Origin of the sequence: Bradyrhizobium guangdongense (assembly GCF_004114975.1) — a bacterium.
GTDB classification, from domain to species: Bacteria; Pseudomonadota; Alphaproteobacteria; order Rhizobiales; family Xanthobacteraceae; genus Bradyrhizobium; species Bradyrhizobium guangdongense.
Genome location: NZ_CP030051.1, coordinates 5,703,566 through 5,729,085, shown reverse-complemented (window position 1 = coordinate 5,729,085; position 25,520 = coordinate 5,703,566). Strand labels below are relative to the sequence as shown.

26 protein-coding genes are annotated in these 25,520 nt (G+C 62.7%); 14 read left to right on the top strand and 12 right to left on the bottom strand.

Annotated features, from left to right (window positions below):
• Positions 1–10 precede the first annotated feature (10 nt).
• The 4 genes from X265_RS27330 (at position 11) to X265_RS27315 (ending at position 4,691) form a co-directional block, all read left to right on the top strand.
• On the top strand, positions 11–3,178 hold the full coding sequence (locus X265_RS27330) for a CheR family methyltransferase (RefSeq protein ID WP_128967644.1): 3,168 nt from the start codon (positions 11–13) through the stop codon (positions 3,176–3,178).
• Positions 3,178–3,924, top strand: coding sequence for a Crp/Fnr family transcriptional regulator (locus X265_RS27325; RefSeq protein ID WP_128967643.1), 747 nt, complete (start codon positions 3,178–3,180; stop codon positions 3,922–3,924). Before X265_RS27330 ends, X265_RS27325 begins: the two co-directional genes overlap by 1 nt.
• 402 nt (positions 3,925–4,326) lie before the next feature.
• Complete coding sequence (locus tag X265_RS27320) at positions 4,327–4,482, top strand: hypothetical protein (RefSeq protein ID WP_308421642.1); 156 nt, start codon at positions 4,327–4,329, stop codon at positions 4,480–4,482.
• A complete protein-coding gene (locus X265_RS27315) occupies positions 4,479–4,691 on the top strand; it encodes a hypothetical protein (RefSeq protein ID WP_244659276.1) in 213 nt (70 codons plus the stop codon). The genes X265_RS27320 and X265_RS27315 overlap by 4 nt, the downstream gene beginning before the upstream one ends.
• A gap of 263 nt (positions 4,692–4,954) precedes the next feature.
• Here X265_RS27315 and X265_RS27310 read toward each other — a convergent pair whose 3' ends face one another.
• The 4 genes from X265_RS27310 to X265_RS27295 form a co-directional block, all read right to left on the bottom strand.
• Positions 4,955–6,103 carry an amidohydrolase gene (locus X265_RS27310; RefSeq protein WP_128967641.1) on the bottom strand — a complete coding sequence of 383 codons (1,149 nt, stop codon included), beginning with the start codon at positions 6,101–6,103 and terminating at the stop codon, positions 4,955–4,957.
• A 222-nt stretch (positions 6,104–6,325) separates the two neighbouring features.
• Complete coding sequence (locus X265_RS27305; RefSeq protein ID WP_128967640.1) at positions 6,326–7,411, bottom strand: mandelate racemase/muconate lactonizing enzyme family protein; 1,086 nt, start codon at positions 7,409–7,411, stop codon at positions 6,326–6,328.
• Positions 7,412–7,552: 141 nt separating this feature from the next.
• Positions 7,553–8,758, bottom strand: coding sequence for a M20/M25/M40 family metallo-hydrolase (locus X265_RS27300; RefSeq protein ID WP_128967639.1), 1,206 nt, complete (start codon positions 8,756–8,758; stop codon positions 7,553–7,555).
• Between the two features lie 31 nt (positions 8,759–8,789).
• Entirely contained in the window at positions 8,790–10,037 is a 1,248-nt protein-coding gene (locus X265_RS27295; protein WP_128967638.1) for an MFS transporter, read from the bottom strand.
• A 273-nt stretch (positions 10,038–10,310) separates the two neighbouring features.
• Here X265_RS27295 and X265_RS27290 point away from each other — a divergent pair, with 273 nt between their 5' ends.
• The 5 genes from X265_RS27290 to X265_RS27275 all read left to right on the top strand — a co-directional run bounded on the left by X265_RS27290 (position 10,311) and on the right by X265_RS27275 (position 14,808).
• A complete protein-coding gene (locus X265_RS27290; protein WP_128969424.1) occupies positions 10,311–11,744 on the top strand; it encodes a TAXI family TRAP transporter solute-binding subunit in 1,434 nt (477 codons plus the stop codon).
• Between the two features lie 448 nt (positions 11,745–12,192).
• Positions 12,193–12,777: a TadE/TadG family type IV pilus assembly protein gene (locus X265_RS27285; protein ID WP_128967637.1), complete on the top strand. Its 585-nt coding sequence runs from the start codon at positions 12,193–12,195 to the stop codon at positions 12,775–12,777.
• Positions 12,774–12,959 carry a TadE/TadG family type IV pilus assembly protein gene (locus tag X265_RS42335; RefSeq protein WP_308421643.1) on the top strand — a complete coding sequence of 62 codons (186 nt, stop codon included), beginning with the start codon at positions 12,774–12,776 and terminating at the stop codon, positions 12,957–12,959. The genes X265_RS27285 and X265_RS42335 overlap by 4 nt, the downstream gene beginning before the upstream one ends.
• A gap of 17 nt (positions 12,960–12,976) precedes the next feature.
• Complete coding sequence (locus X265_RS27280; protein WP_308421644.1) at positions 12,977–13,396, top strand: pilus assembly protein; 420 nt, start codon at positions 12,977–12,979, stop codon at positions 13,394–13,396.
• 50 nt (positions 13,397–13,446) lie between these two features.
• Positions 13,447–14,808, top strand: coding sequence for a TadE/TadG family type IV pilus assembly protein (locus X265_RS27275; protein ID WP_128967636.1), 1,362 nt, complete (start codon positions 13,447–13,449; stop codon positions 14,806–14,808).
• A 703-nt stretch (positions 14,809–15,511) separates the two neighbouring features.
• Here the strand turns inward: X265_RS27275 and X265_RS27265 are convergent.
• Together X265_RS27265 and X265_RS27260 are read right to left on the bottom strand one after the other, a co-directional pair.
• Positions 15,512–16,036, bottom strand: coding sequence for an RNA polymerase sigma factor (locus tag X265_RS27265; protein ID WP_128967634.1), 525 nt, complete (start codon positions 16,034–16,036; stop codon positions 15,512–15,514).
• Positions 16,033–16,179 carry a YgaP-like transmembrane domain gene (locus X265_RS27260; protein WP_244659304.1) on the bottom strand — a complete coding sequence of 49 codons (147 nt, stop codon included), beginning with the start codon at positions 16,177–16,179 and terminating at the stop codon, positions 16,033–16,035. Before X265_RS27260 ends, X265_RS27265 begins: the two co-directional genes overlap by 4 nt.
• Positions 16,180–16,573: 394 nt before the next feature.
• Between X265_RS27260 and X265_RS27255 the strand changes: the two genes are divergently transcribed.
• The 5 genes from X265_RS27255 to X265_RS27235 all read left to right on the top strand — a co-directional run bounded on the left by X265_RS27255 (position 16,574) and on the right by X265_RS27235 (position 21,236).
• Positions 16,574–17,881: a lipase family protein gene (locus X265_RS27255; protein WP_128967632.1), complete on the top strand. Its 1,308-nt coding sequence runs from the start codon at positions 16,574–16,576 to the stop codon at positions 17,879–17,881.
• Between the two features lie 261 nt (positions 17,882–18,142).
• Positions 18,143–18,757, top strand: coding sequence for a septation protein IspZ (locus X265_RS27250; protein WP_128967631.1), 615 nt, complete (start codon positions 18,143–18,145; stop codon positions 18,755–18,757).
• A 755-nt stretch (positions 18,758–19,512) separates the two neighbouring features.
• Entirely contained in the window at positions 19,513–19,752 is a 240-nt protein-coding gene (locus X265_RS27245) for a hypothetical protein (RefSeq protein WP_128967630.1), read from the top strand.
• 85 nt (positions 19,753–19,837) lie between these two features.
• Positions 19,838–20,017: a hypothetical protein gene (locus X265_RS27240; protein ID WP_128967629.1), complete on the top strand. Its 180-nt coding sequence runs from the start codon at positions 19,838–19,840 to the stop codon at positions 20,015–20,017.
• Between the two features lie 481 nt (positions 20,018–20,498).
• On the top strand, positions 20,499–21,236 hold the full coding sequence (locus tag X265_RS27235; protein WP_128967628.1) for a metallophosphoesterase family protein: 738 nt from the start codon (positions 20,499–20,501) through the stop codon (positions 21,234–21,236).
• Between the two features lie 30 nt (positions 21,237–21,266).
• On the opposite strand, the gene X265_RS27230 is transcribed toward X265_RS27235, so the two are convergent.
• The 6 genes from X265_RS27230 to X265_RS27205 form a co-directional block, all read right to left on the bottom strand.
• Positions 21,267–21,623, bottom strand: a complete 357-nt coding sequence (locus X265_RS27230) for a response regulator (RefSeq protein ID WP_128967627.1) — start codon at positions 21,621–21,623, stop codon at positions 21,267–21,269.
• 8 nt (positions 21,624–21,631) lie between these two features.
• A complete protein-coding gene (locus X265_RS41980; protein WP_283814982.1) occupies positions 21,632–21,967 on the bottom strand; it encodes an HGGxSTG domain-containing protein in 336 nt (111 codons plus the stop codon).
• 23 nt (positions 21,968–21,990) lie between these two features.
• The gene (locus X265_RS27220; protein WP_128967626.1) at positions 21,991–22,584 is read right to left on the bottom strand and encodes a hypothetical protein; all 594 of its coding nucleotides are present in this window, start codon (positions 22,582–22,584) and stop codon (positions 21,991–21,993) included.
• Positions 22,585–22,918: 334 nt separating this feature from the next.
• Entirely contained in the window at positions 22,919–23,389 is a 471-nt protein-coding gene (locus tag X265_RS27215; RefSeq protein ID WP_128967625.1) for an NUDIX hydrolase, read from the bottom strand.
• A 50-nt stretch (positions 23,390–23,439) separates the two neighbouring features.
• Positions 23,440–24,378: a lytic transglycosylase domain-containing protein gene (locus tag X265_RS27210; protein WP_128967624.1), complete on the bottom strand. Its 939-nt coding sequence runs from the start codon at positions 24,376–24,378 to the stop codon at positions 23,440–23,442.
• A gap of 151 nt (positions 24,379–24,529) precedes the next feature.
• Complete coding sequence (locus X265_RS27205) at positions 24,530–25,387, bottom strand: VOC family protein (RefSeq protein WP_128967623.1); 858 nt, start codon at positions 25,385–25,387, stop codon at positions 24,530–24,532.
• Between the last annotated feature and the right edge of the window lie 133 nt (positions 25,388–25,520).

The following is a 25,520-nucleotide window of genomic DNA, read 5'->3' as shown; positions in this document are numbered from 1 at the left end:
AACGGCAATTATGGATGAAGTCGGCAAAGCGCCGGGGGGTGGGGAGCGTCAGGTCAAGGCCCCATTGATCATTGGCGTAGGTGCCTCGGCCGGCGCGATCGACAGCATCGAGCGCTTCTTCGGAAAGCTTGCTCTTGCGGACGACCAGACGCTCGTGCTGGTGCTTCAGCACCGCGAGGCGCTCGCGGACGAGCGGCTCAGGGACCTCATCCAGCGCGCGGAGGGAGCCCGCGTTTCCGAGCCCGGCGACGGGGCGGCGATCGAAGGCGGGACGATCTATCTCAGCCCTGCTGCCATGATCACCACGATCCAGGGTGGTCGTTTTGCGGTGCGTAAGGCGGAGCAGGGGCCCGGCGAGCGGGCGACCATCGACAGCTTCCTGGTCTCGCTGGCGGAAGAGCGGGCCGAGCAATCCATCGGCGTGCTGCTGAGCGGCACCGACGGCGACGGCACGTTGGGCGCGGCCACACTGAAGGACCATGGTGGCCTGGCGATCGCGGAAAAAGTCGGCGACGAGGAGTCCGAGCAACTCGCCGACAGCAGCAAGCCGGCTGCCATCGCCGACTACGTGCTGGTCCCCGAGGATATCCCCGAACATATCCAGGTCTATGCGCGCCATCTGCGGCGCCTGGAGGAGAAGCAGGGCTTCGACGAGGTGCTGGCGGCCGCCGCGACCTCGCTGTCGCGCATCGCCGACATCCTGCGCAACAAGACCGGCAACGATTTCCACGGCTACAAGCAGAACACGTTTTTGCGCCGCGTCCAGCGCCGCATGCAGGTGGTGCAGATCGAGGAGATCGCGTCCTATGTCGACTTCCTCAGGAACGACAAGGACGAGGCCCAGCATCTCTTCAACGATCTCCTGATCGGCGTCACCGAGTTCTTTCGCGACAAGCGCGAATTCGAGGTGCTCGAGAGCCAGATCATTCCCAAGATCTTCGAGAACAAGGGGATGGGGCAGCAGGTTCGCGTCTGGGTGCTCGGCTGCGCCACCGGCGAGGAAGCCTATTCGATCGGCATTCTGCTGCGCGAGCATATGGCAAGAATGGATTCCGCTCCGCAGGTCCAGATTTTTGCCACCGACATCGACGGAAGGGCGCTCGCGGCCGCGCGCGTCGGCCGCTACCGTACCAATATCGAGCAGGACATGACCGCCGAGCGCCTGGCACGCTGGTTCGTGCGTGAGGGCGATACCTATTGCGTGGTCAAGGAGCTCCGGGAGATGTGCATCTTCTCCCAGCACAACGTCATCAAGGATGCGCCGTTTTCGAAGCTCGACCTGGTCTCCTGCCGCAATTTGCTCATCTATCTCAACGCCGAGCTTCAGAACCGCGTCATCCCGCTGTTTCATTTTGCCCTGCTGCCCGAGCGCTACCTCTTCCTCGGCAATTCCGAGAACGTGACGCGGCATCCGAAGCTGTTCGCGCCGGTCGACCGCCGTGCCCGCATCTTCAAGAAGCTGGAGACCGGCACGCGGCTGCCGCCGGAATTTCCGATCTCGACCGCGGCTGGCCGGGTGCCGGTCGAGCTGCCGCCGGTCCGTTCGTTCGGTCCGGACGTCGGATTGGAGCGCCGCGCCCAGCGCATCGCGGAGCGCTATGCGCCCGCCTACGTGATCACGGACGGCAATTTCCAGATCCTGCATTTCTCCGGCCGCACCGGGCGCTATATCGAGCCGACGGCGGGGGCTGCCTCGCTCGACCTGCTCCAGCTCGTGCACCGCGACCTCAGGCTGGAATTGCGCACGGCGCTCAGCCGCGCGGCCGAAACCAGCGAGCCCGCGCATGCCGAGCAGGTCCAGCTCGGCGTCAACGGCCACCGGGTTCTCGTCGACATCACCGTCGAGCCGATCCAGGAGGGTACGGACGGCCATCGCAATTTCGTCGTCCTGTTCAAGGACGGTCCCGCGCGCACCGATGACGAGCGTGACAGCAATCCGAGCGCGCTGGTTCGCACCGAGCATGTTGAACGCCTCGAGGGCGAATTGCGGGCGACGCGCGAGCGCCTTCAGGCCACCATCGAGGAGCTCGAGAGCACCAACGAGGAGCTGAAGTCCTCCAACGAGGAGTACCAGTCCCTCAACGAAGAGCTGCAGTCGGCCAACGAAGAGCTCGAGACCTCGCGCGAGGAATTGCAGTCGGTCAACGAAGAGCTGACCACGGTCAATGGCGAGCTGGCGCATCGCGTTCAGGAGTTGACCCGCGCCACCAGCGACCTGAAGAACTTCCTCGAAAGCACGCAGATCGCGACCGTCTTCCTCGACAACGATCTGCGCGTGATGAACTTCACGCCGGCGATTACCCAGATACTGCATCTGGTAGAGACCGACGCCGGGCGCCCGATCGCGCACATCAAGGCGCGCATCCCGATCGAGGAGCTCTATGATGATGTTCGCCGCGTGTTGCGCACGCTCGCGAGCGCCGAGCGCGAGCTGACCGCGCCCGACAGCGGCACACGCTACATCGTCCGTATCCTGCCGTACCGCAGCATCGACAATTTCATCGCCGGCGTGGTCATCACTTTCGTCGACGTCACCGCGATCACGCGCGCGGAGGAACGGCAGCGGCTGCTGCTGGCCGAGCTTCAGCATCGCGTCCGCAACACGCTCGGCGTTGTCAGGTCGATCGCCCGCCGTTCGGCCGAGACGAGCTCGACGGTCGAGGAATATGCCGCGCATCTCGACGGCCGCCTGAACGCCTTTGCGCGAACCCAGGCGCTGGTGACGCGCGATCCCGAAGGCGGCGTCGATCTCGAATATCTCGTGGTCGAGGAGCTGCTCGCCTACAATGCTCGCGAGGGCGAGCAGATGCGCGTGTCCGGCCCCGTGGTCCGCTTCCAGCCCAAGGCCGCCGAGACCTTTGCCCTCGCGATCCATGAGCTGGCGACCAATGCGCTCAAATATGGCGCGCTCGGACATCCCTCGGGCCGCCTCGAAATCTCCTGGCGCATCGACGAAGCGGCCGAACCGCCGCAACTGCTGTTCGACTGGCGCGAGCGGGGCGGGCCGCCTGTGGCGCAGCCGGCGCGGAAGGGTTTTGGTTCGGAGCTTCTGGAGCGGACCCTGGCGTTTGACCTCAAGGGTCACACCACGATGTCCTTCAACTCCTCGGGACTCCACTGCCAGATTGCAATTCCCTTGACCAAGCGAACCTTTCACACACCCTCGATGGACGGCTGATGCGCGCCACGGGCAACGAAGGAAGTCTGGCGCAGGCGGTCATTCGCCGCTTCAACCTGTTGCGGCCTTTATCCGAGGAAGCCGTTGCGGCCCTCGAGCAAGCTATTCTCGAGGGCCTGTTTCGTGCCGGTCCCGGGGAAGATCTGGTTGTCGAAGGCGATCCGGTCGACAGCGTCCGGGTCGTGCTCTCGGGCTGGCTGTTCCGGCACAAGACGCTCGAGGACGGCCGGCGGCAGATCGTCAATTTCATCCTGCCCGGCGAGACCTGCGACGCCTACGCCTATCTCCTGCCCGCCATCGATCACTCGATCACGACGGCGACGCCGGTCGCCTACGCCGAGATCAAACGCTCCCGGTTCGAAAAGCTCATGGCAAGCGATCGCACGCTCGCCGAAGCCTTCCTGTGCGAAACGGCGCTGAACAACGCGATTCAGCGCGAATGGGCCATCAATCTCGGCCGGCGCGCCGCCCTGGAGAAGGTCGCTCACCTGTTCTGCGAAATTTACGAGCGGCTTCGCCCGGTCGGTCTGATCGACGGCAATTCATGCGGTTTTCCGGTGACCCAGATGGATTTGGCCGATGCGACCGGGCTTTCCGTCGTTCATCTCAACCGCACGATCCAGGAGCTGAGGGCAGCCGGGCTGATCACGCTGCGAGACCGGATGCTCACGATCCCGGATCTGGATGCCCTCAAGAGTGCCGCGCTGTTTTCGCCGGGATACCTGCAACTCTACAGCAAGGGCTAAGCCGCCGCAGCTGGCGCTGCTGGCTGAAAATGGCCCCAGCGCTCTGGGGGCTTCCTGAGAGGATCGCGCGCTGGGGCCAAGATGCCCACCGCTGTTTGCGACGGCGGGAATATTCAGTGTCCGCGTTTGCCCGAAGCCCTGCATTAAAGCAGGTGAATCCGCGCAGAGCGCGCCATCAGCACAAAAATCCCCTTCGTTAACCTATGGAAATGCCGGAACCCGTTTGCAGCCCGAAGCTACAAACATTGCCGGCGCGGGTCTCGCTCACCCGGCAAGAACAAGGCTCCGGCGCATGACCTCCCCGCCGGAGCCGGCTCTCTCTCGAACCTAAGTCTCGCAGGGTATCCGATGACGGCCAAACGCAATCGAAGGAAACAGACGCAATCGCTCCAGGAGCGACTGATGGCATTCGCTGACGTCGCCAAGGAGCGCGCTCGCGGAATGCCGCCCGGCAAGGAGCGCGAATCTCTGCTGAGGCGCGCCAAGCAGAACGAGGTGGCTTCCGATTTGACCGATCTGCTGAGCGCACCGGCCTACAGACGCCATGGAGGGGCATGATACAATCCGTCAAGCACTACCGCGCTTTCCAGATTGATCCCGACGGCCATGTGTTCGGCTGCATCAACCTCGTTTGCGGCGACGACGAGGACGCCAAGCGCCAGGCCGCAGCGCTCGTGCTGGTCCACCGCATCGAACTCTGGCGCCTGGACAAGCGCATCGCGCGGTTCGACCAGCCGTCCGAACTGGGTCCGGCGGCACTCAGCTGAGGACGCGCTGAACTTTGGTTGAATCGATGTGAGCCCAAACGGACACCTCTCCCGAAGGGAGAGGTCGGATCGCATTGAAAATGCGATCCGGGTGAGGGTTACGGTCCCACCGATCGCTGCGGCCCTCACCCGGAATTTGCTCTCGCAAATTCCGACCTCTCCCCGCTGGGGAGAGGTGGACCAAGCCGTAGATTCGGAAAGGTCAAAGTTCAAAAGCGAGCTGCCGCCGCAGCCCACGACTTGCTGCCCGCCGATCGCCGCCTCTAATTCGCCGACAGCGCCGTCTTGGCGACTTCCGCCATCCAGCCTGATGCCACCGGCAGGATCGCGTCGTTGAAATCATAGCGCGGGCCGTGCAGCTCGGCGCCGTCGCGCAGGGGCCCGTTGCCGATCCACACGAACGCGCCGGGGCGGTGCTGGAGATAGAAGGCGAAATCCTCGCCGGCCATGCTGGGCGCGAGGTCGCGCCGCACGGGTGCGCGCACTCTGTCCGCGGCCATGCGCGCGAAGCCGGCTTCGTCGGGCGAGTTGACGACCACGCCGACGCCCATGACGATGTCGGGCGTCACCTTGACGTCGAAGCTCGTGGCGATGCCGGCGCAGATCTCGCCGATCCGATTGAGGATGATGTCCTTCACCTCGTTGCGGTGATGCCGCAGCGTGCCGCGGATCACGACCTTGCCCGCGACTTGATTGGGCGCAGTGCCGCCCTCGATCGTCGACAGCGAAAGCACGGCGGTGTCGAGCGGATCGACGCTGCGCGACACGATGGATTGCATTGCGACGAGCAGATGGCCGGCCGCCATGACGGGATCGCGGGTGAGGTGGGGCATGCCGGCATGTCCGGCATGGCCCTCGATGGTGATCGTGACGCGTCCGCCGGAGGCCATGACGACATCGTCATGGACCGCGATGGTGCCGGCCTCCAGGCCCGGCCAATTGTGGAAGCCGAACACCCGCTCCATCGGGAAGCGCTCGAACAGCCCGGCCGCGACCATCGCGCGCGAGCCGCCGAAACCTTCCTCGGCCGGCTGGAAGATGAAGTCCACCGTGCCGCTCCAGCTGGTGTCCGCGGCAAGCAGCGCGGCGGCACCGAGCAGCGCGGCAGTGTGTCCGTCATGCCCGCATGCGTGCATCACGCCCGATGTCTTCGAGGCATAGGGCAGGCCGGTATCCTCGGTGATCGGCAGCGCATCCATGTCGGCGCGCAGGCCGACGCGCGCTTGTGCCGATCCGCGCGTCAGCGTCGCGACCACGCCGTGGCCGCCGATGCCTGATACGAAGGGAATGCCGAGCTCGGTGAGGCGCTCCTGCACGAAGGCGGCGGTCGCCTTCTCCTGCAGGGACAGCTCGGGATGGGCATGCAGATGCTGGCGCCAGGCGGTCAGTTTCTTGTGCAGCTCAGGGGTCAAGGCGCGGCTCTCTCGGATGGTGATGGCTGGTGGTCACCATAGCGGATTATCGGCGCGGTGCATCAAGCGCTATCGAATGGCCCAGGTGCAGCAACATGAGCCTCCATCATTCCGGGGCGCGGCCCTTGGCGCGAACCCGGAATCCATTGTGCAGCAATCACCGTGGCCGGATGGATTCCGGGCTCGCGACTTCGTCGCGCCCCGGAATGACGGAGGATGATGTCACGCCAGCTTCGCCAACCCCGTCCAATCGAAGCTGATGCCGTGGCCCGGACGGTCCGGCGCGAGCGCCTTGCCGTCCTCGAGCACCAGCGGATGTTCGATGTATGTGTCGAGCCCGAAGCCGTGCGCCTCCAGATAGGAGCGGTTCGGGCAGGCCGCGAGCAGGTGCACGGTGATGTCGTGGGCGCCGTGGCTGGTGACGGGCAGGTTGAAGGCTTCCGCCAGCCGCGCGATCTTCATGAAGGCGCTGACGCCGCCGCAATTGGTGACGTCAGGCTCCGGATACGACACCGCACCCGATGCGATGTAGTTCTTGAACTCCCACAGCGAGCGCAGATTCTCGCCCGCCGCGATCGGCACGCCGCCGGCCTGCATGATGCGCGCGTGGCCGGCGACATCGTCGGGAATGATTGGCTCCTCCAGCCAGGTCAGATCGTACGGCGCGAACGCGCGGGCGCCGCGGATCGCTTCCTCCACCGTCCATTTCATGTTGGCATCCGCCATCAGCGGAAAGCCGTCGCCGAGATGGTTTCGCATCGCCGCGACCCGTGCGACGTCGGATTTCAGATCGGGCCGGCCGACCTTCATCTTGATGGCGCGAAAACCTTTGGCGAGATTGCCGTCGGTCTGCTTCAGCAGCGCCTCGACGGAGAGATCGAGGTCGATGCCGCCGGCATAGCACGGCACGTGCGCATCGAAGCCGCCGAGCAATCGGTAGAGCGGCAATTTGGCGCGCCGCGCCTTGAGGTCCCACAGCGCGATGTCGAGCGCGGACAGCGCCAGCACCGCCGGCCCGCCGCGGCCGCCATAATGCAGGCCCCACCAGACATGATGCCAGAGCGCCTCGGTATCGTCGGCCTCGCGGCCGTCGACCAGCGGCGGAATCTCGCGCTTGAGGATATCGGCGACGGCGCCGCCATTGCGTCCGACTGTGTAAGTGTAGCCGACACCCTCCGCACCCTCGGTGTCGCGAACGCGGCAGGTGACCAGCTCGAACGCCGACATGTCGCCATGCGTGGAATCGGACAACGTGACGGGGAGGGGGATCCGGTAGAGCGCGGATTCGATGTTCGCGATGTGTGGCATGGGACCTCCCGATTTTTCTTTTTGTAGGGTGGGTTAGCCGAAGGCGTAACCCACCTCCTTGCTGTCCGCGGGAACAGAAGTGGTGGGTTACACCCTGCAGATGCACTTCGCGCATCTGCAGGGCTAACCCACCCCACCAATTCACCGCATCGTCGCGAGTTGCAACGCGAGTGCGCACGCCCGGTCGTATTCGTCGAGATTGATCCACTCGTCGATGGTGTGCGCCTCGTTCTGCCCCGCGCCGAAGGTGACGGTCGGAATGCCATGGCGAACCATCCAGTTGGCATCGAGGCCGCCATTGGCGGCGCGCACGTTCGGCGTGCCGCCGACGGCGGACACTGCCTCGATCGCGCGCTTCACGACCGGCAGGTTCTCCTTCATCCGGAACGGATAATAGTCGGTCTCGGCCTTGAACTTGACCTTGCCGGACTTGCCTTGCGCATTGGTGACTTTCTTCGCCGCCTTCTCGAACGCAGCCTTGTAAGCCTTCGTGATCTCCTTGAAGAATTTCCCGTCATGGCTGCGGCATTCCCCGCGCACATGCACGTAATCGGTGACGACGTTGGTGGCATCGCCCGCCGGGCGGCCCTCGCCGCCGGTGACCGGGCCGACATTGCTGGTGCCCATCCGCGCGCTCGCGCCCTTGCCCTTCACCACCTTGCCGAACCAGCCGCCGGCCTTCACGTCGGCAAGCGCCAGCGCCATGATCATGGTCGAGGAGATGCCGCGCTCCGGCGCGACGCCGGCATGGGAGGCACGGCCGAAAATCTCCACGGTCCAGCGGTCCGCGCCGACAGCGCCGATCACGACGTTGGAGGCCGAACCGCCGTCATAGTTGAAGGCCATCACCGGCGAGCCCAGCTCGTCGAGCTTGACGTGGCGCGCGCCGTAGAGCCCGCTCTCCTCGCGCACGCAGAACAGCAGCGTGATCGGTGGATGGTCGAGCTTCTGCTTTTCGAGCTCGGCCGCCAGCGTCACCAGCACGCCGCAGCCGCATCTGTTGTCGCCGCCGAGGGCGGTCTTGGCCTCGTTGACGATCTTGCGGCCGGATTTCTTCGGCCTGGCGCCGGCGCAGAGCGGCACGGTGTCCATGTGGGTCATGAACATGATGCGCGGCTGGTTGTGCAATGCGCCGCGGCCGGGCAGGTCGACGATGAGGTTGCCGGTCTCGGTCGGCACGGGGATGCGGGTGTTGGCATCGTCGAGCCGGATAGCCTTGGCAGGCACGCCGGCCTGCTTCAGCGCGGCGGTGAGCTCACGCCCGATCGCCGCCTCCTGTCCGGTGACGCCTTCCACGGAGAGGAAGCGCATGAGACGGTCGGTGGCGGCCTTGGTGTCGACGGGCATGATTGATTTCCTTGGATGCGAAGCCGTCATCCTACGAATGCGACGAGGTGTAAGTCAAAAAGATCATCACCCCCACGAGCAGCGCCGCGGCCATGAACAGCAGCACGGCCGGCAATCCTGCGAACGCCGCCACCGCGCCGGTGAGCGACTGCATCAAGGCGGTGCCGAGGAAGAAGGCGAGGTTCACCGCGGCCAGTGCCTTGCCCGCGACCTGCGCATCGACGAGCTGCCGGCACATGCCGAACAGCAGCGGCTGCGCCGAAGAGGCGAGCCCGATCAGCACGAACAGCGTCAGATCATATTGCGGCGGCATGACCGGCACGCCGAACAGCCATGCGACGGCATAATGCGGCGCCCCCAATGCCATCAGCAGAACCAGTAGCGCGGCCACGGCGTGCGCGCCGGCCACGAGCTCTCTTCGGCGGCCGACCCTGCGGTCGATCATGCCCATGCACAGGGGACCTGCGATCATCGCCAGCGTATAGGCGCCGAGCTGGTTGCCGGCCTCGACCCGCGTCAGCCCCTTGACCTGCATCAGCCACGGTCCGCCCCACAGGCCGCGCAGCACCAGCGATGTCGCCAGCGAAACCAGCGCCAGCGCGATGAGCCCGCGCAAGGGGCGCGACAGTCCGAGCCTGAGCACCTCGATCATCTGCGACAGCGGCGAAGAATCGTCCTTGTGCTCAGCCGGCTGGTTCGGCACCAGCGCGAAAACCGCGAGCGCCACCGCGATGCCGCCTGCTGCGGCGATCCAGAATCCGGCGCGCCAGCCGTAAGCGTCGACCACGAAGGCGAGCGGGCTCGCGGACAACAGCATGCCGATATTGCCGATCGACAGGATCGCGCCGGACCACAGCCCGAAGCGTGCCGCCGACAATTGTTTCGCCGCCAGCGTCATCGGGCACATCAGCATGCCTGAGGTGGCAATTCCGAGCAGCAGCTGCCCGAAGGCAAAGCTTGCGGGCCCGGTCGCGAAGCCCGACGCGATCGCGCCAATTACGGTGCCTGCGAGCAGGCTCAGCGACACCGGCCGCACGCCGAAGCGGTCCATCGCCGCGCCCACGGGAATCTGCGAGGCCGCGAAGGCGAAATGATAGACCGAGGTGAGGCTCGCCAGTACCTGTGGCTCGATACGGAAATCAGCCGCCATCAGATCGAGGCTGAGCGCCGGGATCGTACGCAGCAGGGTCGAGAGCATGTGCCCGCAGGCGAGCGCGACCAGCGCGAAGATCAGCGCGCGAGTGCCATGTCCCGCTTCTTCCCTGGCAACAACACTCATCAGCGTTCGGTCCCAATGGGCTTTTTCGTGCCGTTACACGATGGTGCGGCCCGTGCCAACAGCTGGAGGGAGGCGTTGGCGCAGGGCGGACCAGACCTGGGGGCAGATCACGTCGGCGAGGGTTTGCGCGCCGCTCCATGGCGGCCGGCCTCCGGCCATCGGGTCCATTTCAGGCCTCAGGCCGATGAACCGGCCCCGCCGTCAAGACGTTGTTCTCGGCAAAACGTGGTATGACCGGGAGCAGGCGCTCCCGGTCTGCAGTTGCCAGCGGTGATGTCCTTGTCCGAGAGTACCAGCCAGACGACCAATGACGCCGCCCGCTGGGAGCGGAGAAGACGCAATAGCTTCTTGCTGGTTCTTGCGGTCGGATTTCTTGTCTTTGGCGCGGCGTCGGGCGCCCTCTATTATGCGTTGCGGCCGGACACGCTCCGCATCGCCGTTGGACCGCCGGGCAGCGACGACGACAAGGTCATCCAGGCGATGGCCGATGCCTTCGCTGCCGAGAGCCGAACCGTCAGGCTGTCGCCGGTCAGGACCGAGGGGGCGGCGCAATCCCTTGCCCTGCTTGGCGCCGGCAAGGCCGACCTGGCCGTTGGCCGCGGCGACCTGGAGATGCCTGCCGAGGCGCAGCAAGTCGCGGTGGTGCGCAAGAACTTCGTCGTGCTGTGGGCGCCTTCCGGACTTGCAACCAGGAACTCGAAGAAAAAGCCGACGCCGAAAATCAAGGAAATTGCAGATCTCGCCGGGCATCATGTCGGCATCATCGGCAAGACGGCGGCGAATGCCGTGTTGCTGCGGGTGATCCTGAGCGCCTCCGGGGTGGACGCCGACAAGGTCGCGGTGACGCAGTTCGGCACCGAGCATCTCGAGGAATTGGCGCGCGATCCTCACCTCGATGCCTTCATGGCGGTCGGGCCGCTCGACAGCAAGATCACATCGGACGCCATTGCTGCGACCGCGCACCTGCGCGGCGAGCCGAAGTTTCTCGCGGTCGAGACCTCGGAAGCGATCGCCTTGAAGCATCCCCGCTACGAATCCGAGGAGATTCCGCCCAGCGTCTTCAATGCGGATCCGGCCTGGCCGGATGACAAGGTCGAGACCGTCAGCGTCAGCCACCTCATCGTGGCGAGAAAGACTCTCTCGGAGACGACGGTGGCCGCTTTCTTTCGCGAGCTCTTTGCCGTTCGCCAGGCGATCGCGAGGCAGGTTCCCGGCGCCGCTCACATCACCAAGCCGGACCTCGAGAAGGACACCGAGCTGCCAGTCCATCGCGGAGCTGCGGCCGTGATCGACGGCAACGAGCGCACCTTTCTCGACCGTTACGGCGATTACTTCTGGTTCGGGCTGCTGCTTCTCTCCGGCATCGGCTCGGCCGCCGCCTGGCTGCGCCGCTATCTGAACCGCGACGAAAGGGAGGAAAACACCAGCCATCGCAGGAGAATCCTCGCCATGGTGTCCAGCGCGCGGACCGCGGAGTCCAATCAGGAGCTTCTGACCCTCCAGCGCGAGGCCGACGGGATCATCCGCGAGACGCTGGCATGCTACGACGACGGCTCGCTCGAGGAAGAGGAACTCGCGGCGTTCGGCCTGGTGCTCGAGCTGTTGAGCAACGCCATCGCCGAGAGGCGCGCCACGTTGCAACGTGGCAATGTCGAGGCCGTGCGAGGGCCGGCGACGACGATGGCGCGAGGATCAGGCGGCACGTAGCGCGGGGAAGATGGGCGGAAGGCGATGTTCACTCCTCAAGGAAATCGCCCCACTCCTCCCTTAGGACCGCGCGATAGCTTCCGGGAGGCGGAGCTTGCTCCGGGACTTCGCCCTTCGAGGGCGCGTTTCGGTCCAAGAACATCCCGGTCGAGGGCATGCACGCCTTCATCGCGTAGCTCGCAGCGTCCTCGGAGGTCCGAACCCCCGCCGCTTTCGCATCAGGTGCGTGCGCGCTTTGCCGCGATCAAGCAAGGTTTCGATCACATCCGCGGGCGCGAGCCGAAGCGTTGAGCGCTCAGCGTTCCACCAGGCCCGTTACCCACTCATGCGCCATTCCCTAATGGCCGGTTAACAAGATCAGCTTCGCAGCGGCGGCCGCCTCAACCTTTCAACAACAATTCTATTCTAGGTTGGTGTTGAAGGAATCCGCCAGCCTCGCGAGTTCTCGATGTCGTCGTTCGCTCCGCTATTGTTCTTCATCAGAACAGTGCTTGGTCGATTTCGCTGCAGCCGCCGAGGATCAGCGGCCGTCGAATTCGCGTTGATCGCGCCCGTCTTCATTGCGCTGTTGTTTGCAATCATCGAGACGTCACTGATGTTCCTGGCATCGGATTACCTCGAGTCGATAAATGATAACGCGGCGCGGTTAATTCGAACAGGACAGGCACAGTCGACTTACCCGAATGTTGGCGCGTACCTCACACAAGTCATCTGCAATCCGGCGCCGGCGCTATTTACCTGTAACCCCAGCAACGGCACCTCAAACGGCATATCCGTCGATGTTAAGAGCTATTCGTCCTTTCAGACGATGTCCGTCAGCAGTCAAATCGTTGGCGGCAACTTCGACACGAGCACTCTCAGCTACAACCTCGGAGGCTCTTGCGATGTCGTGGTCGCCCGGCTGTTCTATAAATGGCCATTGTTCGTGACCCGGCTCGGTCTCAACCTTTCCAACTTGAATGGAAATCAGCGACTTTTGACGGCGACGGCCGTATTCCGCAATGAGCCCTACGGCGGAGCCTGCGGGACATGACCTGTCGCGTGAAATCAAAAAGAAATGTCCTGCGGTCTTTCTGCTGGATTGCACGCCTGTCAAGAGATCGCCGCGGCGTGGCAGCTGTCGAATTCGCTTTCATTGCTCCGATTATGCTTGCGCTGTTTTTCGGCACGGTCGAACTGACCAGCGCCATCGAGATCGCAAGGTTACGTCGATAGCTCGGACAGTTTCGGATTTGACGTCCCAGGCCGGCGTGGTCACCGACGCGGACCTCGCGAACTTTTTCGCGGCCAGCAGTGGGATCGTGATGCCGTACGACACGACGCCGATTAGCATAACGGTGAGCTTGTTGTACGTGGACCCCTCCAGCGGGCAGGTGCGCGTTGAATGGAGCAAGGGATACAACACGGCGGCAATACCGACCGGTACGCCTGTCCCAATTCCAGGCGGCTTGATTTCCCGCGGTTCAAACAACCAGGTCCTGGCCAATCAGTATCTGATCTACAGTCACGTCAGCTATCTCTACACCAACGCGACCCTGGTCGTGCTGAGATCGGGCGTCAACTTGACGGATGATTCCTACACCAGGCCGCGCCAGAAATCCTGTGTGTTCTATCCGTCGATCCCCCAGACGAACATCTGTCCCACAGCGTGAGGTCCACGTTGCGAGGATGTGAATGCGGCAGGAAGAGAGGCGAGGCACTCATGCTCTCGAATTCAAGCCTGATGAAGCGCTTCCGTAAGGATCGGCGCGGAAATGTAGCCGTCATTTTTGGGATCATGATCATCCCTGTGCTGAGCTTCGCGGGCGCAGCGATCGACTATGCGCGCGCGAGCCGCGCAAAAGCCACGATGCAGTCAGTTCTGGATTCCGTGTCGCTGATGGTCGCAAAGGATCTATCGAGCGGACTCATCACGACCGCACAGATCAATTCAAAGGCTCAGACCTACTTCACTGCGCTCTATACCGATACGGAGGCCCAGTCGGTCAGCATCAGTGCGGCATATACTCAGTCCAGCGGCAGCAACGGCTCGACTGTCCAGGTCAGCGGCTCTGCCAAAATCCAGACCGCTTTCATGCAGATCGTCGGGTTTCCCTCGTTGGGCTTTAATGCAAACTCGACATCGACGTGGGGCGCCAATCTGCTGCGTGTAGCGCTCGTTCTCGACAATACCGGCTCGATGTCGCAGAGCGGCAAAATGGCGGCACTCAAGCCGGCGGCGCAGCAACTCGTGAGCCAACTTTCGGCGCTCGCCCAAAACCAGGGCGATGTCTACATCTCCGTTGTTCCGTTCGAGGTCAACGTCAACGTCGGGACTGCAAATTCGAGTGCAACTTGGCTGCGCTGGGATCAGTGGGATGCGAATAACAAGGATTCCTGGGGTCGTTCCTATTGCAGTCAGAGCACCTACTCCTGGTTTGCCAGAGCCGAATGTGTGGGCCACGGCTATAGTTGGAGCGACGGCAGCCCTTCGACGAATAAATCGTCCTGGAACGGCTGCGTTGCGGATCGCGACCAGAGCTATGACGTGAGCGCCACCGCACCGTCATCACTGCCGACTTCGTTTCCGGCCAATCAAGAGGGCAACTGCCCGGCAGCCGCCATCCTGCCGCTCACTTATAATTGGACCAACGTCAACAATACGATCAACGCCATGTCGCCGAACGGAGCCACAAACCAGACGATCGGTCTGTTATGGGGGTGGCTCTCGTTGCTGCAGCAGAGCCCTCTCAATGCACCCGCCGAATCGTCGAACAACCAGTACCAGCACATCATCATCCTTTTTACCGACGGCTTGAATACGGCCGACCGCTGGTATGGCGATGGCAGTAGCATCTCCACACAGGTCGACAGTCGCATGACGACGCTGTGCAGCGCCATCAAGGCGAGCGGCGTGGTCATCTACACGGTTCAGATAGACACTGACGGCGCTGGACAGTCGGCCGTTTTGCCGGCTTGCGCCAGCGGCCCGGGTAATTTCTTCATGCTCACTCAAGCAAGTCAAATCAGCTCGGCGTTTGCCGCGATCGGCACATCAATCTCTCAGCTCCGTGTCTCCAAATAGGTGCATTCGGATTGCCGAGCGTTCCATTGCTCGGGGAAACAGCCTCGTATCGCGTCGCTTGCACCCGGCAGGGGTGCGCGTAAGTTCGTGAGTTGCGCATTCCGACGAACTCGGCCGTGGAGTCCGGGCGAAGCCGGCCGCCGGTACCGATTGAAGCCGGCTAGGGATTCCGATGATCCCGGCCGCTTGCTGAGGCGGGCTGGGGAGCGGCATCCGGAGACCTTTAGCCGAGATGCCTCTCCCAAGGGCGTTGGTGGACTCCGGGACGGGTCAAACGCGGTGGTTGCGCCCGGCTGAAAACGTCCGGTCTGTCCCTGCAAGCGGACGTCGTGGCGCTACGCCTCGGCGGCGCTGACGGCCAAACTGCGAAGAGCTCAGGTCGAATATATTTGGTCCGCTCTCCCGCGATGAGCGGACCTCCGACGGACGTGGCGCAATTTCGCATACGGGCCGCCGGAAGCAGACGTGAACCCGATTACAGCGAGGTCAACGACCTGCGTGCCATCGAAAACAGGCCGATAGACCAGCAGACCGGGCATCCTCGAAAGGCGATCAATGATATCAGCCCCAGAGTCACGGAGCCAAGCACTGCCGTCCAACCTGCGTCTGTCCCGACCCACACCGCCGTCCAGAGAGCTGCAATTCCGACAAGACCTCGGATAAGGTGCTCGGTGAGTGAACTGCTGGCGAACATTCCGACTCCTCAGCGCACCATATATTCACGCACGAGCGCTCGTCCGCGATGCAATCGCGCCTTCACGGTTTCTCGGGTCAGCTGCAGCGATTGTGCTATTTCACTGATCGTCATTTCGTCCACATCCCGCAACATCAGCACCTGCCGGTAGTGGCTCGGCAGCGACTGGATCGCGGCAGCTATATCGATGCGAAGTTCTGATTCCGGCCTCTTCGAAAGCTGCAGGTCATTTTCCAGGGAGGAGACGTCATCGGGAACGCCTATATGCTGCTTTGCCAATCTCAGGCAGGTTCGATGAACGATCTGAAAAAGCCAGAGGGAAAAGGCTCCGGCACGTTGGAGACGACCGATGCGGCGGTACACGATCCATAAGGTTTCCTGAACCGCGTCTTCCACATCGCTCGTCGTGCGGCAGGTTCTTCGCGCGTAGCGGCGTATGTCGGGCTGCGACGTTTTGAGCAGCGTCAGGATGGCGTCGGCGTCCCCGCCGATGGCCGCTTCCATCGTGCCCGGCGATAAAAAGGATCTGCTCATGGCTCGGCGCGCAGCTTTCGACCTGCGACCGCGCATGCCGGGCAGTATCCGAAAACGCCTGTCAGCGCGGTCATGACCCCGACACCGGCGATCAGATATCCAACGGGCAACCCTTTAAGACCTAGTAGTCCACACGCGATCATGATTGCCCCAGCCAGGAGCCGGACCCAACTTTCCCAGCCAGCCACGTTCTTCTTGTACAGCAAATTAACCTCCTGCCTTTGTAGCGTCGTTTCTGACGCCCTCAAGACTTAGAGACTTGGAAAATGAGAAACGGTTCGCGGCTCCGAAAAAATAGTCCAAGCCCGGTTGGGGGTAAAAGCCGGCGGTCGGCGGGCTGCGTGAAGAGGTCGGCTCCGGATCAAACTGCGAAGAGCTCCGGTTGAGCAAATTGGGTCCGTCCTGCCGCGACGAGCGGAGCTTTGTCAGATCAGGCGCAACTTCCCAGACGGGCGAGAAGCGGACCTCCATCGATCGAGAACGTGTTATGCTTCGGAGCACGTTGGAAAGACATACTCGCCTTTCGCAGGGTGATTTATGAACGAAGTTCCTTCGTCAAAGCTCATTATTCATTCCGTTCATGGCACTTGGCCCTATGGCCTTTGGCGTCAGATGTTTGGAAAGACCTTTCGAGTCAAGGACAAGGAGACGCCGTGGTTTGAAGACCACTCATCTTTTCAGATCGAATTGGCTACTCTGACGGGCCGACGCTTCGAGTGGGTGCCGTACCGATGGAACGGCAAAAATTCGTTCGAAGCGAGACACGGTGCAGCCAAAGCGCTTGCGCAACACTTGACCGGCTGGTTCGACAAAGAGCCTGAGGCCGAACACGTCGTTATCGCTCACAGCCACGGAGGGTCTGTGTCGATTGAAGCGGCTTGCATATTGGATGACCAAAATCGAAATCTTCTCTCGAAAATCATCACTCTTGCAACTCCCTTTGCAGAAATCAGACCCAGCGATCGAGACATCCGCGAACTCGCGGCGCGCTATATGGCCCTGAGGTTCGGGTGGGCGCCTTTAACGCTCTTTGCCTGCCTGGTGTATGTTTTCGAGTTTCGTGATCCTCTTGCTGATCCCGCGCTCTTGTGGATGGTGTTTCCAGTGTATGTGACGGCGATGATCGCAGTGGTCACACCGACGTTCTTCGTTCTTTGGAAGATTGGACTGATCAAAGTGAGGGCTGCGGAGATTCACAAAGGGTTTCGACCAGAGTTGCAGGATTGGTCACTTTATGCAGTTCGTGGCCCCAGCGATGAAGCGAACATCGCAATTAGCACTTCGCAGTTCGTTGACTTGGTGTCGGATCTGCTGTTCACGCGCTGCATGCTTATCCCGTTCGACTGGCTTCGAGCCCGTCTAAACCGTGAGACTTGGATCGGGCGGTTGCAACTTTCGCTTGGATTGGGCTTAGTGCTATTCATTGTTACGTCGTTAATGGACGGAAGCTACAATCCGCAAACCGTGTGGCTCCTTATCGAGACGGACCCAGTTGCATTGGCACGGCACGTTGCAGCGGGGATTTTTAGCTCCGTGATCGAAGTGCCGTTGCTGGTTGCCCTGTTGATTGGCGCTGCATATGCGGCGCTTGCGTTGGTCGGTCCGCTGGTTCTTATCCCCGCGAATATTGTGTTAGCCCTCGCTCTTGGACGGGACGTTCTGCGGCACCAAGGCCTGATGCACATCGAATGCGAACCGATTCCCAGTGGCATTACGGGCATCGTCTCGACCGTCAAAGTGTCGGAAGATGAGCGTAATCAATTAGGCCTCATCCACTTTATCCACGCCACACGCGCAGCGAGGTTGCGCGTAGCGCAGATCCTGAGAGAGTGCGGCCCGCCGTGATGACCCGCTGCTTCTTGTCACGCAGAGCGTTTATCAGCAATTGGTCCGCTGGCCGCGGACTTCAGCTTTGGGCCGAACTGCAATGAGCTCCGGTTGAGCAAATCTCGTCTGCCCTAGGGCAATAAGCGGACCTCCGAGCGATGCGGCGCAACTTCGCAGTCGGGCCAGAAGCGGACCAGACCGCGAGATCGAAAGGACTTGCGTCGAACCAACCCCGGGTTGTATCTGGAGAAGCGAAACCACGGACTCGGAGCCGATCTGGTGTCAGATTTTTTGAGGGCGGCCAAGTTTCTGCTTCTTGATCTTTCCTCTACAATCTTCTTCGTGGTGCTGCAGCTCCTGACGCACAATACGATCTTATCGGTTGTTCTGGGCTCGGCTTTAGGGGTGATCCAGATCTTAATTCAGCTTATTCGAGGAAGGCCCGTCCACAGCATGGAGTGGTTGAGCCTCTTTCTGGTCCTCGCCGCAGGTTCGGCGACCATCGCCACTGACGATCCGCGCTTCGTGCTCTTCAAGCCAAGCCTTATCTACGGGATCGTAGGAGCCATGATGCTTAGGGCGGGCTGGATGATCCGCTACCTGCCGGGGATTGCAAAGGCGGTGTCTTCCGATGTCGCTGTCGTCGTAGGTTACTGCTGGGCCGCTCTCATGTTCCTGTCCGCCGTCCTTAATGCACTGGTCGCCGCCGTCTGCACTGTCCAAACTTGGGCGATGGTCATGCCGATCTTCGGCATCGTCAGCAAGGTAGCTATCTTTGTCGGCGGCTTCGTTGCGATACGGCTTGCGACGATGCGCCGTATCCAGGCGATGCCTCCTAATGAACGTGAAAGTTTGCTCGCTACGGCGGGGATGCTTATGTCCAAGTCGGCTTAGGGTCAACTGCGACTTCGACCGCGCCTCACGGCCGGTCCGGCCCACGTCGGAAAGCGGACGCTGCGGCGGTTCGCAAGAGGGGCAGCAGCGGGCCAATTCCGGACAAAGGGCTCGGACTTTCGCAAAACATGCAGTCACGTTGACCTTTATTCGCGTGCACCATCCGATGAACCTTTGCAAGTTTTTCGCGCCCCATAGTGAACAACTTCACATAGGGCATCCGGGGCCGGGGCTAGGTTGATTACGGAATTCGTATTGGGAATACCTCCACTTCAAAAGGGTGAGGCCCATGAAAAATCCGTTCCTAATGGTAACTGCCATTGCTGCCCTGTGTGCAACCCATCGCGCCGACGCGTGCGCATTGCGCCTTCCAACTTTTGAACTTGCGGGCTTCCCGATCGCCCAGCATCAAGTAGCCGTGCTGGGCTCGTCCCGCGTGGAGGAGAGCACGGTTAGGCCGACGCGAATGTTGGACGGTATGCCGGCCTCTCCCCATCAGATTGCGGTTCTGAAGTGCGAGAACACTGAAAGTTGCTGAGGCGTCACTGGATCTCAGTCAACTCTCCGTGGTCTGACAAGGACTGGCTCGCAGAGAAGCGCTGGGCAGGCGTTGCGTGTCTCTGAGTAATCTTCACGGCGTGAAACAGAAAATCCTGCTGGCGAAACGCTTTTCCGATTGTCAGGAAGTAGGACCAATTCACTTTTGATGAAAACTTTCGGAATTCATGCCTGATCAAATTCCAAGGAGCTTTTCCATGGATTATTTTAGCGAAGATTCCGCACACATCACCAACGGCTTTTCACCAAACGAGCCTGCTGCAAGCACTCGCGAAGACAGGATGACTCACAAGCGCTGGACTAAAGTCGTGCTGGGCTTCTACACCTGCTTGTTCTTGGCTGGCGGAACCGCGATTGGTGTCCACCAGCGCATGACCACGTCAAGCGGCATAGAACAGCACGCCACCTTGCGCACCGACATTCGATCGAATCACTAACGTCTGCCGCATTTCATAAGTGAGGAGCCACTCGCCGTCATCTCGGCGCGCCTTATGGTGCGCCAAAACTCGAAGGAGTCAGGTCATGGCAACCACCGAATATACTCACACCGCGTCGTCAGCGCAGGCGACACGAGACTACGACGGATGGATCACTGCTGGTTATAGCATTTTGGGAGCAATCGCTCTCATTGCGCTCTACTTTGCGTTGGGCGGTCCTGGAAACGGCGAGGCTGCCCTTCCGATGATGGTGGCTATGCCTTGATATGAGTCGCTCGATGCGGGAGCTTCTCATTGTTTTTGTAGCTTTCTCGCTTATGTTGGCCGCACGAGGCCAGCATCAAACAAATTTTTGGTACCGCGCCCGACCGCATCTATGCCACCAGTTAACGTGCCCTAGCTGGGTCGGATTGCAGGCTGCGCTGCCTGCGCGACCGTAGTTTCATGTCTCTGATCCTGGGCGCCCGACGCGAAGGTCCGCTCACGGTCAAACTGCAAAGAGCCCGGTTGGGCAAATCTGGTCCGCTCTGCGCAATGAGCGGACTTCCCTCAGATCAAGCGCAGCCTGGCCGATGGACTGGCATCGTCACTTGCTCGCGCCGTCAATACGGTGCTACGTTTCCGCACGGCGCCGATTTGACACTCAGCTTGCGGGCGCTTCTCAAAATGCAGCTAAAGCGAACGGCCAGTCCTGCATCCTCCCGCAACACGAGCATCGTCGGTCGTCCCTGAAGGCGGAGGGCGAGATGAAATTTGCTGCGATCGCGGACATCCATGGCAACTGCCCGGCGCTTGAAGCCGTGCTCGCCGATATCGCTGAGCTCGGCATCCGCGCGATCGTCAACCTCGGTGATCACGTCAGCGGCCCGCTCGAGGCTGCCAGGACGGCGGACCTGCTGATGGCGCGGGGCTTTCCATCGGTGCAGGGTGACCAGGACCGCATTCTCGTCGAGCTCTGGCGGGGAGGGACGTCGGCGCGGAGCGATTTCCGGCAGCTGGAGCGCAGGCATTTCGACTGGATGGCCGGCATGCCGCCGACGCTCGTCTATCGCGAAAGCGTGTTTCTCTGCCATGCGTCGCCCGAAGACGATGCGGCCTTCTGGCTCGATCAGGTCGCTGCCGACGGCAGCGTCCGCGCGAGCCCCATCGATCTGATCGAGGCCGGCGCTGAAGGTATCGACGCAGAGCTCATTCTCTGCGGACACACGCATATCCCGCGTGTGGTCCGCCTCAGGGATGGGCGAATGATCGTCAATCCCGGCAGCGTCGGGCTGCCGGGCTACGATGGACGCACGCCGGTTCCTTATGTGGTCGAGGTCGGCACACCGCACGCCTGCTACGCAATTCTGGAGCGGACCCGCGCCGGCTGGTCCGCGACGCTTCGCTACGTGCCCTACGACGGCACGGCCATGGCTGCGCTCGCGCGCGACAAGGGCATGGCGAGCTGGGCCAGCGCGATCGCTAGCGGTTGGATCGAACGGTGAGCGTGCGGGCTGCGCGGCAGCAAACAGCTGCTATTGCGCGGTCTCCGCGAGCAGCGCCGTCGGAAAGACCGGCTTGGTGATGAACCTTGCCCCCGGCGGCAGGGGACGGGGCAGCGGGCGGCCCGAGATCACGACGATCCGCACACCGGCATTCTGCTGTTGCGCGAAGTGAGCGAGATCGACGCCGTTCATCTTCCCGACCAGGCTGATGTCGGTGACGATCAGGGACGGATGCCGCGCCTTCACCGCCAGAGCTGCCGTCTCGGCGTCCTCGCACTGGAGCACGTCGAAATTGTTGTCCTCGAGCAGCATCGTCAGCATCTCGCGCTGGATATCGTCGTCCTCGACGACGATGGCGGTCGGCCGGATCGGCTTCGATTGGCCCATGTTGCACCTCACTTCCCAGCCTTTGTTAAGTGCGGAGGAGGGGAATCCGTTCCCGCTGCGCCGTGTGGGGTTCCGCTCGCGTCGGGCCTGCCGCTTGGCAAAGATCCCGCGGGGAGTTTGCGCAGGAAGGCCTCCGCTTCGGTCAGCACGGTCCGAACGAACTTCCGCTCCTCGATGGCTTCGGCGGTGAAGAAGCCGTGCTTGACGGCGTTGCCGTTCCCGAATGGGGCTCCCGATCCCCATGCTCCGCCATGCATGCGGCAACGTACCTTGCCGCGCAGCGCCGGCGCGCGGCAGGTTTCACCATTGCGTGTCCGGGCGCCGCAGCGCGGGCTTGCTCGCATCGGACCGGTGTTGCGGTTGTGGCTCACGCCGTGACCGCATCGACCAGGTTCGGCTGCGCCGCGATCAGGTTTGCGTGTTGCGTGAAATGGCCGACGACGGCCTTGCCGCCGTCCTGCACCGACAGGTTCTGCACCGTGATCGCACAGGCGTCGTTGCTGCGATGGCGGTTCAGCGCCTCCATCTGGGCTGCATAGGTGCGGGCCAGCCGGGTCAGGGCGCGCGTGAGGCTCTCCTGCTGCGGCACGTCGTCGGTGCAGGCGAGGCGGCAGGCGCAACGCATCGAGGCGACGTGGATGCTCACCATCTGCGCTGCCAGCATGGCTTCGAGCGAGTCCTTCGGTGTCATGCTCTTCAGCATCGAGATCATGAAGGACAGATTGCCCTGGTCGGGCTTGCGCGCCACCGCGCTGGCTTTGGCCAGCTGGCCCAGGAGGCCATGCAGCGCGTCGCGGTCGACGGCACCGAGCGCCTCGGCCAGCAGCTTTTCGCCGGCGCGCGTATCGGGATGCTCGATCACGATGCGGTTGCGGCGGAGCTTGACTTTCGGGCCTGCGATGATCGCGGCGGGAGCGCTGGCCACGAGGGCTGTCGCGGGATGTGTCAGGGAGGTCGTCATGGGATGTGTCCTTGGCCGGCGCAGACGCAATGGCTCGCGGCAAGCAAGGCCGATCGCGCGTCTGTCGTCGCGGCGGTTGAGATTGTCAGATGTTGTTGAGGCGTTGTCGCGCAGCCTGGCCGAGATGCGCGCCATGACGTTATGGCGCAGGCAGAGGCTGATATCGCGATCATGTCATTATGCGCCTGTTTTGCCCGACGTGTCAAACGCGATTTCTGAGATTCCGCAATCGGAGCAGCCTAGGTCGTAGTTCGGACGGCGCCCGCTACTGTGCATGGGGTTGTTTTGACGATTTTGTCTGGACAGCGGGGGTCAACGTCGGCCCGTAGGACGATCAAGGCGCCTTTCCGCTGCGGCCCAGCTGTGCCACGAGGTCGAGCAGCGGGCGTTGTCCCTGGTTGATCTTCTCGTACGCCTGCGCGAGTGCAAACCACTCGGCGCGGTCGACCTCCGGGAAGCGCTGCCGGTGGCCGCTGCGAGGCGGCCATTCGATCTCGAATGTGTTGCTGCGGATGCCGGCGACCTCGACGTCCAGCTCGGCTGCGAACGCGGTGACGATTTTGCCGCCGCGTTGTTTGACCTCGCCGAGCAGGATCAGCGGTCCCAAGACTTCAAGTCCGAGCTCTTCGGTAAACTCCCGGCGTGCTGCGACTTCGGCGTCCTCGTCCCCGCCATATTCGCCCTTGGGAATCGACCACGCGCCGAGATCCTTGTTGCGCCAGAACGGTCCGCCGGGATGGACGAGGAGCACCTCGCATGTGCGGCGTTTTCGATAGGCAAGGATGCCGGCGCTTCTCGATGGCATCGCGAGGTTCCGTGCAGGCTGTGGTCCTCTGGGCCTGCTTATCAGTTCGGCTAGCGCGCCGCGACTCGGATGGCGTGCGTCTTTGCGCTCCTGACGCGCGCCGCGATCATGCTGCGTGCCTTGCCGTGGGCCGCGCCGTTCTTGCGGAGCAGGGACACGAGGTGCTTGCGGGCGCGGTTTGCTGCGAGCCGTGCCGCCAGTTGCTCGGCCCTGCGGATGATGCTGGTGGCCGAAGGCGTGAGGCTCGCCGGGACCCAGGCGACGTCCTTGCTCTTGGACAGGCTGCCGACGCCTTCGCACGGCGCCTCGCGCGGCAGGTCGATGCGGATCGCGAGCGCATCGGCGCGTTCGATCCAGTCCTCGGCCCTGGTGCCGGTGATGATGCGCACATAGTCGCGCGTCTCGCGCGGCAGGTCGCTTTCCTTCGCGAGCCATTTCTGGATCCGGCCGGGGCCTGCATTGTAGGCGGCCGCGGCGAGACCGAGATTGCCGAAATCGTCGCGGAGCTTGCGCAGGAACTTCGCCGAGGCGGGCAGCGCCTTGATGGGATCGAAGGGATCGTCGAGCCCGACCTCTGCGGCTGTCTCCGGCATGAACTGAGCAACGCCTTGTGCGCCGGCCTGGCTGACCTCGTTGGACTTGAACCGGCTCTCCTGCCAGAGCAGGCGGGCGAAGAACGGCACGGGAATGCCGCTCTCCTCGGCCGCTTCCTTGAGTGCGCGGCAGAATTGCTCGGTCGGTGAAACCGAAACCTGTTCGGCCGTTTCGACCGCGGGCGGCGGCTCGATCGTCTCCTCGTACGAGGCGCGCGCATTGGCGAGCTCGATGGCCTGCACGCTTGCGAGGAACATTTCGACGAGCGGAACCAGCGAGGGCGCGCGATCGGACTTTGGCGTCGCGTCGTCGACATGAGCGCTTTGGGTCGGCGGAGAGCTGACGTCGCACATCAGAAGCAGGAACGCAGCGCAAGCCGCGACGAGAAATCGCATCTCGGTAAAAGTCCTCGAACTGTGGGGGAACGACCAGCGGCGCGCCGGTGACAAGGACTTCTTAACCGTAATTGCGGCGAAGCTGCGATGATGCGGGCACCTCCAGTGTTAGTACGGTGTTCCCAGTGCAGGAACGCGGTGGTGGTTCGAATTAGCCGGCAATGAAGGCGAGCAGGGTGCCGTTGGCTTTGGCGGGAGGCACGACGATCGCGCTCCTACTACGGACGCCCGCCGAGCCGAGCGCCTTCTCGGTTGCCACGAGGTCATCGCTGACGAGCACCAGTGCCGCGCCGCCGCGTTCGGAGAGGCCAGTGAGCGGCACACCGGGATAGCGTTTGCCGAGCTGGTCGAGCGTCAGATAGACGAAGTCGGCGCGGTCGCCGCCTGAGGCCACCGTCACGGCACCGTCGGCTCCCGCCGTCGGTTCGCGATCGATCAGCCGCGCCAGATGCGCCGCTTCCTTCGCCGGCTCTGGCGTTGCGATCAGCACCTCGCGGATCCGCTTTGCCGCATTGGCGTGGGTCATCAACGCGGGGATCCACACCGTCTCGCGTGTCTTGTGCTGACAGGCGAAGATGCGAACGCCGCCCGGTGCTTCCGCGGTCGGCCACATGAAGGTGCGGAACTTGGCGGCCGAGACGGTGCCGTCGGGCAGCGTCACAGGGCGTTCGAAATCGGTCGGGCCGATCGGGGTGAGCCCGCGCGCGCGGATCTCCTCGGCGCCTTCGGCGGAATCGACCGCAGTGAAAGCGATGCGCTCGATGCCCTCGCCGTGCCGCTCGACAAAGGCGCGCGCCGGCGCGTTGTGCTCGGTCGGAACAAGCACGCCAAGCAGCTCCATGTAATCAGGGTCGAACATGATGGTGTAGTTGCCGGTGCCCAGATGTGCGCTGTGGGTGCCGCGCGGCGAGAGGGTGAAGCCGAGCTGCCGGTAGTTTTCGGCGGCGCTGTCGAGGTCTTTCACCATGACCACGGCGTGGTCGATACCGATGATGTTCTTGAGGGCCACTGTGATTTCCCCGAATGCAAAAATGATCTTGGACAGTTTGAACTGCCGCTGTCCCTGTCTACGCCGGATGGGCGATCAAGTCATTTTCAATTCAGCGGAAGGTCGGGAATTTCATTCCGCGAAATGCGGCAGG